Source organism: Bacillus sp. ILBB4 (assembly GCF_035064545.1).
Classification (GTDB): domain Bacteria; phylum Bacillota; class Bacilli; order Bacillales; family Bacillaceae_H; genus Priestia.
In genome coordinates this window covers 539,399-555,289 of sequence record NZ_JAIQVD010000004.1, presented here as the reverse complement: position 1 = coordinate 555,289, position 15,891 = coordinate 539,399, and the positions used below count along the sequence as shown (strand labels likewise).

The window sequence follows — 15,891 nt, the reverse complement described above, 5'->3', positions numbered from 1 at the left end:
AAGCAGCTCGGTTCGTACGAGCTGCTTTTTTTGTCTTATGAAACGCTAACGGGTTTTAAGATAAATTCTTCCACAACTTTTGCCACACCGTCGTTCATGTTTGTATCTGTTACGTGGTTGGCTTTTTCTTTAATATCTTCAGGAGCATTTCCCATTGCTACGCCAAGTCCAGCAAATTCAATCATGGCAAGATCATTATAACTGTCGCCAATGGCGATCACTTCATCGCGTGTAATGCCAAGCTGTTGAATTAATAAGTGGAGACTTGTCCCTTTTGTGACGCCTTCTTCTGTAAATTCAAGGAAGTATGGTTTAGAGCGCATTACGCTTAGCTCTCCTTGAAGCTGCTTTTGAAGTTTCTTTTCAACGTGAACCAGCATTTCCGGTTCTGCAAGCATGAGTACTTTTACAACAGGTTCTGTAACGGCATCAGTAAAAGATGAAACAACACGGATCGGCAGACCTGTAATGTCACTTTCAATATCCGTAAATTTATTTTCTACTTCCGTTATAATTTCATCTCCAACGTACGTATGAATTAAAACGCCTTCTTCGCGGCTAATATCGTTGAGACGTGCAACGGTTCTCGGAGATAATGTGCTGCTAAATAGCTCTTCATTTGTTAAGCAATTAATAATTTTTGCCCCGTTAAACGATAAAATAAAGCTTCCGTACTTTTCTAATTCTAGCTCTTTCGCAATGTGAACCATTCCGTAAGTTGGTCGTCCAGAAGCAAGTACAACTTTTACTCCTGATTCTTGCGCGTTCATTAATGCTTCTTTCGTGCGCGGAGAAATAGTGTGATCATCGCATAATAGTGTATCATCCAAATCTAAAACAATCATTTTGTAAGGCATATGTGTAAATTCCCTTCTTTTACTAGACTCATATCTTCATATGGTACTATAAAAAAACGTTCGATTCAATTTAATGATTTTTTGAAAAAAAGAAGCATGCGTATACTTTGTTTGAACTCCTCGTAAGTAGATGAAACAAAGAAATTGAGATATAACGAAATCACTCGGATCTATAGACGAACAAATGAGATAAATGATCTAGTATGGATGACTTGTTACACCGCTGTTGATTTCCGTGCAAGACTTCGCTTTCCGCGGGGGATGAGCCTCCTCGTCGCATACCCTCCTGCGGGGTCTCATCCCTTCCGCTTTTCCTGCAGGAGTCTCTGTCTTGTCCTCCAACCACCAGCTAGAAGCAACTAAACACATGAAAGCTACGTCCATTTTAATGATAAAAAAACACGAACTAATAATCGGAAATTTTGATTATTAGTTCGCGTTTTCCTTCAACTAAAATTTATTTGTCCCAGCTTCTAGATTAGTAAGCAGCTAAAGTGTGATTAGTTTTCTGAGCATCTCCTTCACTGAAAGCTTCTTTTAAGAGCGTATAAGACCGCTTTTTTTGTTCAAAATCTTGAATAGCAGTAAGAATAATAAATTCATCAATAGAAAATGACTGCTTCAAAGCTTTAAGCTTTTGACGAACGGTTTCTTTTGTACCGTATATGACGTTGGCTTCTTTTTCTTCAATTTGATAGCTTTCTTTGGACTGCTGACCAAATTCTTCCGCCTTTTCTTTGGAGCCTAATGTAGCGGACTTACCATTTTGTAAGTATACTTTAAATATTTTTGTGCTGGATGCTAATGCTTTTGCTTCTTCTACGGTATCCGCTACGATGACGGAAAGGGCAACGACAAGCGAGCGTGCGCGAGATGAAACGTGCTGATTATAGACAGAAATCGCTTCTTTTAGCACTTTTTGATCACCATTAATAAATTGAGCAAATACATAAGGAAGGTTTAATGAACCCGCAAGCTCTGCGCTTGAAGCACTTGCTCCCAGTAAAAACATATCTGCTGATTTTTCCGGCCTTGGATAGGCTTTTAAACCGTAAAGGGGGTGATCTTCCGGCAGCGTATCGTTTAGGTATTGTTTAAGTTCTATCAGTTTGTCTGTTAAGGACTTAGTGGGCTGAGAGTTTTGTTGTAAGGCTTGAGTAGAATGAGGTAGTCCTCCTGGTGCTCTACCGATTCCAAGATCGATGCGATTTGGAGATAATGAGGCTAAAACATTAAAATTTTCTGCTACTTTATAAGGGCTGTAATGCTGAAGCATAACGCCCCCTGAACCAATACGGATATGATGCGTTTTAGCGAGCAGGTGAGAAATTAACACTTCAGGTGATGATCCTACAACATGTTCAGAGTCGTGATGCTCGGCTACCCAAAAGCGATGGTAACCAAGTTCTTCTGCTAGCTGAGCTAATTGAATGGTATGCTGAAATGCATCTTCAGCACGCTCACCCTCATAACGTGGGCTTTGATCTAAAATACTTAATTTCACTGAAAACACTCCTTAAAGTTGATAAAAAAGGTAAGAATAATTGGGGTTTATTTTAGCAAAGGATTTTCCAAATGAAAAGAGTTTTTTAAAAGAAAAATATTTTTTAAAAAATAAGTTGACTTTGCCATTTTGAGGCTATATAGTTGAATCATCAAACAGAAAAGCCGATAAAACAACTTGGATAAATAAGAATTAAGTGAGTATGTTTCAAAGACACTTCACTTCATTCTCCAGTTTTATCAAACAAACAGTTAAAGCTGATTGGTCTACCAAAGGCTCCTGAGTAAACTCCAGGAGCCTTTTTGCTATAAAAAGGAGGGGAAGAAAGTGAGCGATGTATGTATTTTATATAACGGAAGCTCTCATAATTATCAACAAATAGCTTCAGTAAAAGATGAGCTAGAAGCTTGCTTAACCTCAAAAGGAGTGCACGCAGAAGCTATTTTGTATCATGATGTACACGCTTTAACGGAGGAAGCTCAGAAAGAAGTAAAGGTATTCATTTCAAAAGTGAAACAAGCTAAAAGTATTGTCGTTCTGTTATCTGGAGTAAATGAAACATACGTACAGTCTTTTGAACAACTAACAAAAGTATTGCCGGAAGATTTATTGCATAAAAAAATACTTCTGCCGATTCTTGTTGGGGAAAATGTGAATTCTTTACTAAAAGCTAAATATGATTTAAAACTTTTAGCGTCTTTTTTAGGTAGACCTTATTGGCTCAGCAGTCTTTTTCTGCTGCATGAATACGTGTCTTTTGCAGGCATCAACAATATGAATGCTAAAAGTCGTTTAAAGGAAGCGGTGGATGAGCTGATTTATAAAGCAGGTCTATCTCTTCAATCATTTATAAAATGAGGTGGAGAAAATGAGTGAATTATTTCGATTAGCAACCGTAGAAGATGCTGAAGAACTGTTGAATTTAACACTTCGAGCATACGAGCCGATTCGAGAGCTAGGAATTAAGTTTCCAGCCGCAACGGCAACGATTGAACTTGTAAAAGAAAACATTCAAAACAGCCGTTGCTACGTGCTGGAAAGTGATAAAAAAATCGTAGCTACGATTACAGCAAGAACGTATAAAGAAATAACGAACTGGCCTTTCTTATGGTGGTTTGCGGTAGATCCTTTGGTTAAAAAGAAAGGAGTAGGTTCTAAACTCTTAACATGGGTTGAAGAAACAATTATTCGGGATCAATTGGGGGAACCTGCCGTTACATTGGCTACTTCTGATCGACATCCGTGGTTGATTCCTATGTATGAAAGGAAAGGGTACGAACGTTTTTTTGAAGTTGATCAAGGAGAAGAAGGAAAAGGCGTATTCTTAAGGAAAATCTTACATCCTGAAAGATACGAGTTAGAAAAACACAAAGAGTTGCAAAAAGCTAATTAATAATTAAAAAGAAAAGAGGAGACAAAATGTCAGTAAAGATTTTATTATGGAATCGAAAAGGTTGTCATCATTGCGAGGAACTAAAAGCATATTTTCATGAGAAAGGATATCAATATGAAAGTATCGATGTAGAAGGAAAAGATTATTTGCGGGATTTACTTGAATTTAAATACGGTATTCGCCATGTACCGGTCGTTGAAATTGGAGACGAGGGGCAGTTTAAAGGAGTAATTGAAAAAGATTATGAACAAATAGAAAAATTGATTGAAGACTATTCACCAATCGTTAAATAGCTGGAACATGTATTTTATTAATTCATTAAAACAATAAATTATTTTGAGACATAGTGAGGGACAAAACACATGAAAAAACTACAGCTGACAGCTATCTTTTTATCACTTCTTTTATTACTAGCCGCTTGCGGAACACCAAATAAAGAAACAGCGGCTAACGCAAGCAAAGACAAAGTACAAAAAATTATTGTAGGAACGGGTACGCAATTTCCGAACATTTGCTTTCTTGACGATAAAGGAAATCTAACAGGGTATGACGTAGAACTTGTTAAAGAAATAGACAAACGTCTTCCAAACTATAAGTTCGAATTTAAGACAATGGATTTTTCTAATTTACTTTTGAGCTTAGAATCGAACAAAATTGATTTAGTAGCCCATCAGATGGAAGTGAATGAAGAGAGAAAACAAAAGTTCCTTTTTAATAAAGAACCTTATAATATCTTTCCGCTACATGTAGTTGTAAACGAAAAAAATACGTCTATTAAATCAATTAAAGATTTGAACGGTAAAAAGGTAATTGTAGGAGCAACGAGTAATTCTGCTAACTTAATCGATAAGTATAACAAAGAACATGGAAATAAAATTAATATCGTCTATTCAGGCCAAGGATCTGATGATACAAAAACGCAGCTGAAAACAGGGCGTGCGGATGCCACGATTAGTACGCCGTTTGCAGTTGACTTTGTCAATAAACAAGCGGACGCAGAGCAAAAAGTTGTAGGGCCTGCTATTTCAAATTCAAAAGTATATTTTATGCTTCGCAAAAATGAAACAGGTTTACAAAAAGATGTTGATAAAGCGTTAAAAGAAATAAAAGAAGACGGAACATTGACAAAATTAAGTAAAAAATGGCTGGGAGAAGATTATACAAAAGCAGCTGGAAATAACTAAAGCACTTACTGTGACCCAAGCCTTGAACTTGGGTCCTTTCGCTACCTGTAGAGGGAAACAAAGGAGAGAAAAAGATGGGAAAAGCATTTGATATAGAGCTGATTTTCACCTCTATTCCTCAATTATTATCTTATTTGCATATTACAATTTGGATTTTGATTGCTTCACTTGTGATTGGCAGTACCTTGGGATTGTTTATTGCCCTGCCTCGTATTTATAAGGTACCGGTGTTAAGTCAAATAGCAGCAGTTTATATTTCTTTTATGAGGGGAACGCCTATTTTAATTCAATTATTTTTAGTTTTTTACGGGATACCTGCCCTTTTACAATTGATTCATATTGACGTTTCAAGAATGGCTCCGCTCGTATTTGTTATTATCACGTATTCACTGAGCACGGCGGCGTCTTTTTCTGAAATGATGCGCGGTGCCATTAATAGTGTAGATAAAGGGCAAACTGAAGCAGCTTATAGTATAGGAATGACCGGAAAACAAACGTTCACTCGAATTGTGCTGCCGCAAGCTCTCGTTGTAGCCTTTCCTAACTTTGGAAATCTTGTGATTGGGTCCTTAAAAGATACGTCTTTAGCCTTTACCATTGGTGTGATGGATATGATGGGAAGAGGAGATACCATTATCGCTGCAACGGCTCATGCAGTGGAGGTATATATCGCACTTGCCATTATTTATTATTTTGTGGCGATTATATTAGAGAAATTTTTTGTGAAATCAGAACAGAAGCTGCAAAAACATGATCAGCCTGTTCATGTATAAAACGAGCTTACTAAAAGAGGTGTAAACATGATTATTGACGTACCGTTTATATGGACAGCATTTGTAGAAATTTTAAAGGCATTACCTTTAACGCTCCTTATTACCATCGGTCCGTTACTAGGCGGGTTGCTTATTGGTATTGCTGTTGCGGCTGTGAGAATCAATTCAGTGAAAATAATAACGCCAATTGCCAACGTATACGTATCATTTTTCCGAGGAACGCCTGCTATTCTTCATATTATGGTTATTTACCTAGGGTTCCCGCTATTTATTAATAAACTATCGAGTTACTATGGATGGGGCTTCAATGCAAACAGCATTCCTATTGTCGTATTTGTATTAATCGCTTTGTCTTTTACAGCGGGAGCTTATATGTCAGAGATTATTCGCTCTGGTTTGTTAGCTGTAGAAAAAGGACAAATTGAGGCTGCGTATGCTATTGGGATGAATCGTTTTCAATCGATGAAACGAATTGTTTTTCCACAGGCGTTTGCTTTGTCTTTACCGAATTTATGTAATATCTTCATCGGCTTTTTGCATACGTCTTCTATCGCATTCATCGTATCGCAAAAAGAGCTAAACGGTGCTGCTAATATCGTAGCTTCGAATAATCTCAAGTTTTTAGAAGCCTATATTGCTGCTGCTCTTATTTATTGGATGCTGACGATGTTAATAGAAGGAATAACAGCGCTGCTTGAACGTAAATTAACTGTTTATAATCGAGGAGGGGTTGTATGATTACACTAACAAATATAAAAAAAACATTTGGTCATAATACAGTATTGGACGGTATTGATTTACTTGTTAAAAAAGGCGACGTTGTGACCATTTTAGGACCGAGTGGTTCTGGAAAGACTACGTTTTTACGCTGCATTAATTTCTTAGAAAAAGCAGATGAAGGAGAAGTTTCGATTGATCAATTTACGGTTCAGTGCCAAAAGCCAAATCGCAAAGACATTTTAACTCTTCGACAAAAAACAACGATGGTTTTTCAGCAATACAACTTGTTCAAACACAAAACCGTTATTGAAAATATTATGGAGGGGCTAGTTATTGTTCAAAAGCTGCCAAAGGAAGAAGCGAAACAACGCAGTTTAGACGTCCTTGAAAAAGTTGGGCTTGCTGAAAAAGCAAATGCTTATCCAAGTCAGTTATCAGGAGGTCAACAGCAGCGAGTGGGCATTGCTAGAGCGCTTGCTTTAAATCCTGAAGTCATTTTATTTGATGAGCCGACGTCTGCTTTGGACCCTGAACTGGTGGGTGAAGTACTGTCTGTTATTCGTAAAATTGCTGAAGAAGGAATTACGATGATCATTGTGACGCACGAAATGAGTTTTGCCCGTGAAGTTTCTAATCACGTGGTGTTTATGGACGGAGGAAAGATTGTCGAACAAGGTCATCCTGAAGACATATTTTTAAACCCAAAAGAAGATCGAACAAAGCAATTTTTCAAGCGTATTAACCCAACGCATTCTCCTTACTCTTATATTTATGAAAAAACAATCTAATATTTTAATTAAAAACCAACTTGACTCATAGGAATAATAAGTATATGATAAAATCATCAAATTAAACAAACCGACTAGATCACTAGAGGTTCTTTGCACAATGTGTGACATTGTGCAAAGAACCTTTTATTTTTTACTAGACTTAAGGGAAGAAGGGTGAACGTAGTGAATAGAGGAGCATTAAAAGCTAAAACAAGCAAAAAACTTATTATAAAAGGCCAGGTTGTACCTGGAAGGCAGCAAGGAAGATACTTAGGGTTTCCAACAGCTAATATAGATACTCAGCATGAGGAATTAAAAAATGGCGTGTATGGTGTCCTCGTTCATCTGCAGGGACTTGAACATATAGGAGTTATGAATGTAGGGGTTAAGCCGACATTTGGATCGGAACTATCTAAAACATTTGAGGTTCATATTTTGGATTTTAACGACGTTATTTATGGAGAGACAGTTCAATGCGACGTAATCTTTCGGGTGCGAGGAGAGAAAAAGTTCCCTTCTATTGAGTTTTTAAAGCATCAAATTAAAGCTGATACGCTGCAAGCTAAGCAAAGATTTCAACATATGGGCTATGTATCTAGTGAAGCTACAGCTTCCAAGCTAGGGCAAGCGAGATATTTAAATCTGCCTGATCTCCAGTTTTTTAATTGGTGCCACAGTCAATTCAAAGTCAATAAAGGGATTTACAATACAATTGATCAATGGTTTTATGACGAAGGAATTGAAAATATTCACCCTAGAAGAGTTCACGTTATCGCTTTTTTACAATTTGCACAAGAAGGAAATGAAAGAAAGACAGAAAAAGAAGGAGTCCTTCGCTTTGGAGCAGGCGGTTTAACTAATCAATTACGAGAATTTATGAATGGATATGAAAAAGGAGAATGGTAATATGACACATCAAAGACAATTAAAGCTAGGGGCTATTATTCATGGAGTCGGAGGAAATATGGGGGCGTGGAGACACCCTGAAATCTTGTCAGATGCCAGCGTTAATTTAGATTTTTACAAGCAGCAGGCTCAAAAAGCGGAAGAAGGAAAATTTGATTTAGTGTTCATTGCCGATGGGTTATATATTAATGAAAAATCGCTTCCGCATTTTTTGAATCGTTTTGAACCTCTTACTATTCTATCAGCACTTGCTTCTGTCACTTCTCATATTGGTTTAGTCGGCACTCTATCGACTTCGTATAGCGAACCGTTTACGGTGGCTAGACAGTTTGCTTCACTTGATCATATTAGCAGCGGCCGAGCGGGATGGAATGTTGTCACATCTCCATTAGAAGGATCTGCGCTTAACTATGGAAAAGAGCACCCCACTCATGACAAACGCTATAGAATAGCTGAAGAGTTTCTAGAAGTAACAAAGGGATTATGGGATTCTTGGGAAGATGATGCTTTTATTCGAAATAAAGAAACCGGACAATTTTTTGAGGAGAAAAAGCTGCACCGATTGCATCACAAAGGCGAATTTTTTTCTGTAGAAGGCCCGTTAAACATTGGCCGCTCAGTTCAGGGGCAGCCCGTAGTGTTTCAAGCAGGCTCTTCTGAAAGCGGCAAAGATCTAGCAGCGAAAACGGCTGACGCAGTGTTTACGGGACCAGACAATTTAGAAGAAGCAAAAGCTTTTTACCAAGATGTAAAATCAAGAGCCGCAGCGCAAGGGCGCAATGAAAACGAACTTTTAATTTTCCCGGGAATTGGTCCTATAATTGGTAGTACAAACGAAGAAGCCGAAAGAAAATATGAAGAACTTTCTCAATTGGTGACAATTGAACATGCGCTAAACTACTTAGGACGCTTTTTCGATCATTTTGATTTTTCACAGTTTCCATTAGATGAGGCATTTCCTGACTTAGGAGATATAGGAAGTAATAGTTTCCGCAGTACAACAGACAAAATTAAAGAAAATGCTAAAAAATATAAGTGGACACTGCGAGAAGCAGCGCTGCGAATTGCTACACCTAAAACACAATTTATTGGGACGCCAGAGCATATCGCTAATTTGATGGAACAGTGGTTTGAAGAAAAAGGAGCTGACGGCTTTATTATTCATTCAAGCGTTCCCCATGGCTTAGATGACTTTGTAGAACACATTGTACCGATACTGCAAGAAAGAGGCCTGTATCGTATAGAATACGAAGGGAGTACGTTAAGAAGTAACTTGCAGTTGAATGTTCCTAAGAATCGCTACACAAAGGTGAAAGTTAATTGAAGTGGATTCAAAGAGACTCGAAGGAGTCTCTTTTTTTAATATTTTTAATATTAAAAATATGGTAAAATTCTTTTTGTAGGTTATTCGTTTCAGTTCATAAGGCCTAAAGGGTTTTGTATACCCGGAAAGGAGTCAAATGGAAAAAAGACATAAAAGTAAGAAAAAGCGTATGATCATTTCGATATCTTTATCCGTTCTTTTAGTCGGGGGAGGAGCGACAGGATGGATATTGTGCCAAAACGGAAAAATTCCTTTTTTATCACAGCAAAGTATAAAGGCAAGTGCCATTAAAGTGAATCAACAAAAAGTTGATAAGCTGGAAAGCAGTGATCAGCAGGCAAAAGATTTTATAGCTGAACATCATGACGTACTAAATGATTTGACGGGGTGGAGTGCCATTGAGCACCCAGACTGGCCTTCCGTACAAGAAGAAGCGACAGCCATTAAAAATACGATTGGCACGATTGAAGTAAAAGATTCTGTTTTAAAGAAAGACTTTCAGCATATGGAGAAGCTCGCTGGACAGCTAGAGCAGACGAAAGATCAAGCACTGTTAAAAGAACTTCATCGTTATTTTCATGACTTAGATGTTGTGATCAATGAAGACGATGGATCAAATACATATTTTGATGTTACCAGCTATGGTAAATCAGTTGTAAAGACTTCTAAATGAGCCATAGCAAAAAGCTTTATACATAAAAGTAGTTTTGTATAACAAACGTCTTCGCTTATTCATGCATATGCTACGGATAAGGAGGAGACAGGTTATATGAAAAAAATTTATTTAGATGCAGGTCACGGAGGGGCAGATCTAGGGGCTGTCGCCAGCGGGCTGTATGAAAAAGACTTAGTGTTAGCTGTTCAACAGTACATCATCTCTTTTCTTTCTACTCACTATCAAGGATTTTCTCTTTGTACAACGCGTACAACCGATGTGTTTTTGTCATTAAATGAACGGGTCAACAAAGCCAATGCGTGGGGTGCTGATGTATACTTATCTATTCATATAAATTCAGGCGGCGAAACGGGATATGAAGATTTTATTTATAGCAAAAATATAAATAACCAAACCATTGTGTTACGAAACGATATTCACGATCATGTGAAATTTGTTCTCACTAAATACAATCACTCTAACCGAGGCAGGAAATTGGCTAATCATAGTGTGTTAAGGCGTTCATATATGCCGTCTGTACTAACTGAAATTGGATTTATTGATACAGAACATGATGCAAAGCTCTTAAAAAATCCTCAATTTCTAAAAGATATGGGGGTGGCATATGCAAAAGGGGTTGCACAGTTTTTAAACTTGGAGCCTAAATCTACAAATCCTTTGGGAGATTCTGACGAGGAAGGTTGTCCAAAGCCTACTTTTTTATATAAACCTTTATGGATCAAAACAACTGAGGATACGGAGACGTATAAGGATGCAAATATGTCAGAGAGAACAGGTTATTTAAAAAAGAATACCCTCTTTCAAGTTTATGGTGAAACGCGTGCAGCCTGGGTGATTGATGGACAACATTTTATTGAAAAAAAAGATACAATCATTGAAGGAGAAACCATCACAACTGCGGAATTAACAAAAGAGAATATGGAAACATTAAAAGTATTTGTGACGAAAGAAAAGTTAGAAACAGCGGTAACCTTTTCCAAAGAAGGAGCTGCAGTAGCCATCATTACACTTCGGGATAAAAAAATACTGAATGTAAAAGCATTTTTAGATAGAGAAAAATGGTGGTACAAAGCTGAACGGATAAAAAAATAGTGAAAAAACCTGCTTGTTTTTTGAAGCTTTCACCCTAGTAATTTTACTTATTTTTGATAGAATATAAAGAGCTGAATCGTAAAGATGCATAAAGGTGTGATGGAAATGGAAGAGCAACAAGAAGCGATTGATTTAACAAAAGTATATGTATATGAGGAGTTTCCGGATAAAGTTGCAGGCAGATGCGATAACTGTGGACATGTGAAATTTAAAAGCTTAGTAAAAGACTTTATTTTTATCCGTACATGCGCAAAGTGCGGGATGAAAAAAAGCATTTAAATCCCTACTTCTTTATAAAAAACGCTCTTTTCTGAAATGAAAAGAGCGTTTTTTCTCTATTTAACGTATAAATGATCGCTAAGCTGCTCTGAAATAGTCTCTACATCTTCTTGTACATGTTTTTGTTTTTTCATCATTTCTAATAGTATTTCTTCAAGATTCTGTGAATGGTTTTGCTTATCTTTTGGTTTATGTAAGTACTTTGCAATTTGATGCATATTATTGCTTAGCCGGCTTAGTTCAGACTCAATCTTTCGGAGGTTAACCAATAGTTCCACACCTGCTTCTTTGCCGATTAAAGGAGGCTTGACTTTTCCATCCATAATAAATTTTCGAATGAGAGAAGTTCGTTTTAAATTATAGTGTTCAATAAGTTCCTCTAATTTTTCTTTTTCTTCTTCATTCAACTTAATTGCTGGAATGCTGTGTCCTCTCATAAGGTATCTCCTTTCAAGAGCAGTTCTTGCTGCGTTCAATCATATGTAAACATTCTCTTGTCTTTAATAATAGCAACCTTTTCCATGGTTAACTATGGTGAAAAGTTACTAAAATGTCGAACGTACAGTCTGTTAAAAACTGGTAAATTAAGAAATTTGGTTTAGTAATAGTTGAATTATAGAAGGAATGTCATTATCTACAATATTGCTGCTTTATTAAAAAGGCAGCAAAAGGGATGAATGGACCGCCTTTGTACTCAACCATTTTTGAGAGCGCAGCTTTAAAGAAGAGGGATGATTTTTATGATTTTTTCCTCGTACCACATCTTTCCTCCTAGTAACTCTGTCGAATCTTCTAGACTATTGTCTCAAGGGAATAGAAAGAAAGAAGACGAAATGGTTGAGAACGAGGTAAAGTCATATTATGTCTTTATTGACTTCATTTACATACTTTACGGGGGAGGAATACGTTTGAAACTAAAGAAACGATTAAAATTAAATAAGATAGGGGTAGCCATGCTTGCAGCCGGGGTTATGTGTACAGCTTATACGTCTATTCATACGCTACAAGCGCCTGTAGTCGCTTTGGCTGCAGAGGATCAGTCAGATTCTTTGGAGCTAGCATTTGCACAAGCATCTAAAGAATTTGGTGTGCCAGCTTCGCTTTTAAAAGCAATTTCCTACAACAAGTCGCGCTGGGAAAATCATAATGGAAAACCTAGTGCGGCCGGGGGATACGGTCTTATGCATTTAACAGACATCCCTTCTTTAGAAGATGGAAAAGGAAACGGAGCTGCACCTTCAAAACCAGCATATGACAAACAGCAAACGCTCTCCTTAGCTGCTAAGCTGCTTAAGTCAGATAAAGAAAGATTAAAAAAAGATCCTGTGCAAAATATTCGCGGTGGCGCTGCTGTACTAGCTTTTATCGCAAAAGACAAAAATGGAAACGCACCGTCCACTGATCAGAAATGGTACGACGCAGTTGCCGCTTACAGTTCTTCTCAGGATAAAGAAAACGCTCAAGTATTTGCCGATGATGTATATGAAACGTTGGAAAAAGGAGCAGAGCATACAACATCAGACGGACAGCATCTTAAAATTTCCCCTCAAAATATAGATATGTCGATTCCTCGTGCTGAAAATTCCAATACGAATAAAGCGGATTGTCCGCCATCTTTAAAATGTGAATACATCCCTGCTTTTTACGGAAAATTTAGCGAAAGTCCTTCAGATTACGGAAACTATGATATTGCAAATCGTCAAAAATCAGATGTTCGTTATATTGTTATTCATGATACAGAAGTAAGTTATGATGGAACGATTGATTTGTTTGCTAACCCTAATAGAGCAGCTGCAAACTATGTAATCCGTTCAAGTGATGGCCACATCGCACAGATGATCCATAACAAAGACGTAGCATGGCATGCAGGAAACTGGTATTTTAATACGCACAGTATTGGAATCGAGCATGAAGGGTTTGCTCTTGAAGGATCCACGTGGTTTACAGAAGAAATGTACCGTTCTTCGGCAAGACTCGTACGCCACCTTGCCAAAGAATATAATATTCCGTTAGACAGAGCTCATATTATTGGTCATGATGAGGTGCCGGGTTTGTCTCCTAAGGCTCAATCAGGTATGCATTCAGATCCAGGGCCGTTTTGGGATTGGGGGCACTACATGGATTTAGTAGGAAATCCAGTCGAGCGCCAGCATACAAACAAACTAGCCGTTACGATTAATCCAGTCTTTAAAAATAATCAGCCGGAGGTATCGGATGCACCAAAGCAGCCGGCCAATTTTGTGTATTTGCATCAAGCTCCCAGCAATGATTCACCGCTACTGAATGAGCCTGCAGCTTCAGGGCCAGGAACGAAACAAACGTTAGACTGGGGAAGCAAAGCAGTAACTGGACAAACGTATGCAGTGGCTGAGACAAAAGGAGAATGGACAGCGATTTGGTACGGAGGGCAAAAAGCGTGGTTTTATAATCCCCATAATAAAAATACAAGTAAAGGTACAGGCATATTATTAACGCCAAAAGCAGGAAAAGAAAGCATTCAAGTGTACGGAGGAGCTTTCCCCGAAGCTTCAGCCTATCCTTCTAATATACCAGTTAAAGCTATGGTGCCACTTCAGTATAAAATTTCTCCAGAGCAGGTGTACGTGGGGGTAGAAAAAGTAACGAGTGACTATTACTATGCACCAACTTTTACAACAAATCCAAACGATCATAAAATGATTGTTGGAAAAGACGAATATTATCAAATTTATTTTAATCACCGCTATGCGTTTGTGAAAGCGTCGGATGTAGAGGTTAAAAGACAATAGAATAGAGTGTTAAAAGAAAAGGAAGAGACAGGATGCTTAAAGGATATGTCTCTTTCTTTTCTTTTAAAAACCACAAAAATTCAGAAGGTTATTGATGATGTTTTCTTATAATGATTTTCTAGCTTATTATCTTTTTACAAAAGGAAGGAATGTCCCATGATTATAATTAAGCCTCTAAGCCAGTGTTCTTTTTCTGATGCACTACAAGCATTCAATAAGGGTTTTGAAGATTATTATCTTCCGATTGAGCTGTCACTAAATCAATTCACTTGTAGATTTGGTTGGATCAGCTATCTGTCGACCATTCTTTTATGGCTTTTTATAATAATACACCAGCTGGAATTATGTTAAATGGAATAAAAAAGGTCAAGGGAAAAAAACATGCTTGGAATGGAGGTACAAGCGTAGCCTTACCTTACCGAAAACTGGGAATTGGAGAAGCCTTACTAAAAGCTACACTTGAGAGATACAGCAGCAAGGAGTAGTGGAAGCCAGTCTGGAAGCATTTAAAGTGAATGAAAAAGCCATTCACCTTTATCAGAAATACGGATATGAGATTGTAGATACCCTTTTATTTCTAAAGCATAGAGGTAGTTTTCACGCTTCTCTACTTAAAAAGAAGAATCAGCTTACGTATTCGTTAAAGCGAAGGCTTGCAAAAGATATTCGAAACCTACCCTTTTATACATACGACGTTCCGTGGAAAAAATCAATTTGACTGTATTCGTGATGGAGAATCGTTTATTGCGTTGAATGAAAAAAACGAAGAAGTTGGCTATCTGTTATTTCAAAAGAATTTTTCTTCCATAGGCATCGTGAATTCCGTTACTTTTTATCAAGGAAGCGTTAAGGAACATATCTCAAATTCAGAGGACGTTCTGGGCTTTTTATTAGCAACCATTTTTAATATGTATGGACCAATTGCTTACAATACATATAATGTACCTGAAAAAAGAAATAGCTTACTCGTGAAAATGTTAAAATCATTTGGTTTTCAAGATTTATATACAGATGAAGGAATCAAACTTGAGCAGGTGTTTATGAAAAAACAACTTTAAAAAGCGGTCATGGGCCGCTTTTACTGCATTTCCGTAATTGGATGTGCATCATAAAATTCCTCGATTTTTTCTTGCTTTCCTTCGAATTTTTCTTTCCATACTTGTTTCACGTCATTATAATTCCCCAGATCTATTCCGTAGAAGTCGGTTAACTCTTTTCGAGTAATGGTGATTGTCTGAGGAACAGTCGTATTAATAGTAAAGTGAACGCTGTCAGCATTTTGTACGGCAGAAAGTAAGATGGTTGCGTTATGTAAAAGTATGCGTTTAGTTTTCACAGACGTCCAGCTTTTTTCAAACGTATGCTGATTATTTATTGCAGCGTAATTAATTGCTAAGTAATAAGGTTTTTGCGTATCTTGAAAGGCTATACCTTTTAAATAAACGTGTCCTGGAAGCTTATTTGTAATTTCCTCTACTGAAGCCTCATGTTTTGAAGAAGAAGTATGTTGAATAGAAGAAGCAGAGACTCTTTCGGCAGACAGATTATTATGAGGTGCATAGGTACACCCTGATAGGCAAGTGAGCACTGTGCAAAGTGTAAGAGAAGCACATATTTTTTTCATAATGGTAACTCCTTTTATTTA

The 15,891-nt window shown here is 37.4% G+C and carries 20 protein-coding genes; 16 read left to right on the top strand and 4 right to left on the bottom strand.

The annotated features are described in order from the left end of the window. Positions 1–35: 35 nt before the first annotated feature. Positions 36–857 carry a Cof-type HAD-IIB family hydrolase gene (locus LAV82_RS19970; RefSeq protein WP_013056763.1) on the bottom strand — a complete coding sequence of 274 codons (822 nt, stop codon included), beginning with the start codon at positions 855–857 and terminating at the stop codon, positions 36–38. Between the two features lie 478 nt (positions 858–1,335). Continuing rightward, positions 1,336–2,361, bottom strand: a complete 1,026-nt coding sequence (locus tag LAV82_RS19965; protein ID WP_499716781.1) for an LLM class flavin-dependent oxidoreductase — start codon at positions 2,359–2,361, stop codon at positions 1,336–1,338. Between the two features lie 327 nt (positions 2,362–2,688). On the opposite strand from LAV82_RS19965, the gene LAV82_RS19960 reads away from it, so the two are divergent. The 12 genes from LAV82_RS19960 (at position 2,689) to LAV82_RS19905 (ending at position 11,478) form a co-directional block, all read left to right on the top strand. Further along, positions 2,689–3,219, top strand: coding sequence for a hypothetical protein (locus tag LAV82_RS19960; RefSeq protein WP_499716780.1), 531 nt, complete (start codon positions 2,689–2,691; stop codon positions 3,217–3,219). Positions 3,220–3,229: 10 nt separating this feature from the next. Beyond that, on the top strand, positions 3,230–3,754 hold the full coding sequence (locus LAV82_RS19955) for a GNAT family N-acetyltransferase (RefSeq protein ID WP_013056766.1): 525 nt from the start codon (positions 3,230–3,232) through the stop codon (positions 3,752–3,754). A 26-nt stretch (positions 3,755–3,780) separates the two neighbouring features. After that, complete coding sequence (locus LAV82_RS19950) at positions 3,781–4,047, top strand: glutaredoxin family protein (RefSeq protein ID WP_013056767.1); 267 nt, start codon at positions 3,781–3,783, stop codon at positions 4,045–4,047. 69 nt (positions 4,048–4,116) lie between these two features. Further along, complete coding sequence (locus LAV82_RS19945) at positions 4,117–4,938, top strand: amino acid ABC transporter substrate-binding protein (RefSeq protein WP_013056768.1); 822 nt, start codon at positions 4,117–4,119, stop codon at positions 4,936–4,938. A 74-nt stretch (positions 4,939–5,012) separates the two neighbouring features. Beyond that, the gene (locus LAV82_RS19940; RefSeq protein ID WP_013056769.1) at positions 5,013–5,711 is read left to right on the top strand and encodes an amino acid ABC transporter permease; all 699 of its coding nucleotides are present in this window, start codon (positions 5,013–5,015) and stop codon (positions 5,709–5,711) included. Positions 5,712–5,738: 27 nt separating this feature from the next. Then, positions 5,739–6,449: an amino acid ABC transporter permease gene (locus LAV82_RS19935; RefSeq protein WP_013056770.1), complete on the top strand. Its 711-nt coding sequence runs from the start codon at positions 5,739–5,741 to the stop codon at positions 6,447–6,449. Beyond that, a complete protein-coding gene (locus tag LAV82_RS19930) occupies positions 6,446–7,219 on the top strand; it encodes an amino acid ABC transporter ATP-binding protein (RefSeq protein WP_029321411.1) in 774 nt (257 codons plus the stop codon). Before LAV82_RS19935 ends, LAV82_RS19930 begins: the two co-directional genes overlap by 4 nt. A 165-nt stretch (positions 7,220–7,384) precedes the next feature. Continuing rightward, positions 7,385–8,107: a riboflavin kinase gene (locus LAV82_RS19925; protein WP_499716779.1), complete on the top strand. Its 723-nt coding sequence runs from the start codon at positions 7,385–7,387 to the stop codon at positions 8,105–8,107. Position 8,108: 1 nt separating this feature from the next. Beyond that, positions 8,109–9,431, top strand: a complete 1,323-nt coding sequence (locus tag LAV82_RS19920) for an LLM class flavin-dependent oxidoreductase (RefSeq protein WP_499716778.1) — start codon at positions 8,109–8,111, stop codon at positions 9,429–9,431. Between the two features lie 136 nt (positions 9,432–9,567). Further along, a complete protein-coding gene (locus LAV82_RS19915; protein WP_098580215.1) occupies positions 9,568–10,104 on the top strand; it encodes a PilN family protein in 537 nt (178 codons plus the stop codon). A gap of 96 nt (positions 10,105–10,200) precedes the next feature. Continuing rightward, positions 10,201–11,199, top strand: coding sequence for an N-acetylmuramoyl-L-alanine amidase family protein (locus tag LAV82_RS19910; protein ID WP_057273068.1), 999 nt, complete (start codon positions 10,201–10,203; stop codon positions 11,197–11,199). Positions 11,200–11,298: 99 nt separating this feature from the next. After that, complete coding sequence (locus LAV82_RS19905; protein ID WP_025752091.1) at positions 11,299–11,478, top strand: DUF8096 family protein; 180 nt, start codon at positions 11,299–11,301, stop codon at positions 11,476–11,478. A 56-nt stretch (positions 11,479–11,534) separates the two neighbouring features. Here the strand turns inward: LAV82_RS19905 and LAV82_RS19900 are convergent, their stop codons facing one another. After that, positions 11,535–11,915, bottom strand: coding sequence for a plasmid mobilization protein (locus LAV82_RS19900; protein WP_013056777.1), 381 nt, complete (start codon positions 11,913–11,915; stop codon positions 11,535–11,537). A 471-nt stretch (positions 11,916–12,386) separates the two neighbouring features. Between LAV82_RS19900 and LAV82_RS19895 the strand changes: the two genes are divergently transcribed. The 4 genes from LAV82_RS19895 (at position 12,387) to LAV82_RS19880 (ending at position 15,304) form a co-directional block, all read left to right on the top strand. Continuing rightward, the gene (locus LAV82_RS19895; RefSeq protein ID WP_499716777.1) at positions 12,387–14,246 is read left to right on the top strand and encodes an N-acetylmuramoyl-L-alanine amidase; all 1,860 of its coding nucleotides are present in this window, start codon (positions 12,387–12,389) and stop codon (positions 14,244–14,246) included. 281 nt (positions 14,247–14,527) lie between these two features. Next, positions 14,528–14,731, top strand: coding sequence for a GNAT family N-acetyltransferase (locus tag LAV82_RS19890; protein ID WP_499716776.1), 204 nt, complete (start codon positions 14,528–14,530; stop codon positions 14,729–14,731). After that, positions 14,731–14,964: a hypothetical protein gene (locus LAV82_RS19885; protein ID WP_235569089.1), complete on the top strand. Its 234-nt coding sequence runs from the start codon at positions 14,731–14,733 to the stop codon at positions 14,962–14,964. Before LAV82_RS19890 ends, LAV82_RS19885 begins: the two co-directional genes overlap by 1 nt. 31 nt (positions 14,965–14,995) lie before the next feature. Beyond that, positions 14,996–15,304, top strand: coding sequence for a hypothetical protein (locus LAV82_RS19880; protein ID WP_235569088.1), 309 nt, complete (start codon positions 14,996–14,998; stop codon positions 15,302–15,304). Between the two features lie 20 nt (positions 15,305–15,324). On the opposite strand, the gene LAV82_RS19875 is transcribed toward LAV82_RS19880, so the two are convergent. Next, positions 15,325–15,870 (bottom strand): DUF4825 domain-containing protein, encoded by a 546-nt coding sequence (locus LAV82_RS19875; protein WP_499716775.1) that lies wholly within the window; start codon positions 15,868–15,870, stop codon positions 15,325–15,327. Between the last annotated feature and the right edge of the window lie 21 nt (positions 15,871–15,891).

Coding starts and splice junctions, on each gene's coding strand:
- LAV82_RS19970 (WP_013056763.1), bottom strand. CDS start 857: ATGCCTTACAAAATGATTGTTTTAGATTTGGATGATACACTATTATGC.
- LAV82_RS19935 (WP_013056770.1), top strand. CDS start 5,739: ATGATTATTGACGTACCGTTTATATGGACAGCATTTGTAGAAATTTTA.
- LAV82_RS19900 (WP_013056777.1), bottom strand. CDS start 11,915: ATGAGAGGACACAGCATTCCAGCAATTAAGTTGAATGAAGAAGAAAAA.
- LAV82_RS19955 (WP_013056766.1), top strand. CDS start 3,230: ATGAGTGAATTATTTCGATTAGCAACCGTAGAAGATGCTGAAGAACTG.
- LAV82_RS19920 (WP_499716778.1), top strand. CDS start 8,109: ATGACACATCAAAGACAATTAAAGCTAGGGGCTATTATTCATGGAGTC.
- LAV82_RS19940 (WP_013056769.1), top strand. CDS start 5,013: ATGGGAAAAGCATTTGATATAGAGCTGATTTTCACCTCTATTCCTCAA.
- LAV82_RS19910 (WP_057273068.1), top strand. CDS start 10,201: ATGAAAAAAATTTATTTAGATGCAGGTCACGGAGGGGCAGATCTAGGG.
- LAV82_RS19945 (WP_013056768.1), top strand. CDS start 4,117: ATGAAAAAACTACAGCTGACAGCTATCTTTTTATCACTTCTTTTATTA.
- LAV82_RS19905 (WP_025752091.1), top strand. CDS start 11,299: ATGGAAATGGAAGAGCAACAAGAAGCGATTGATTTAACAAAAGTATAT.
- LAV82_RS19915 (WP_098580215.1), top strand. CDS start 9,568: ATGGAAAAAAGACATAAAAGTAAGAAAAAGCGTATGATCATTTCGATA.
- LAV82_RS19930 (WP_029321411.1), top strand. CDS start 6,446: ATGATTACACTAACAAATATAAAAAAAACATTTGGTCATAATACAGTA.
- LAV82_RS19950 (WP_013056767.1), top strand. CDS start 3,781: ATGTCAGTAAAGATTTTATTATGGAATCGAAAAGGTTGTCATCATTGC.
- LAV82_RS19875 (WP_499716775.1), bottom strand. CDS start 15,870: ATGAAAAAAATATGTGCTTCTCTTACACTTTGCACAGTGCTCACTTGC.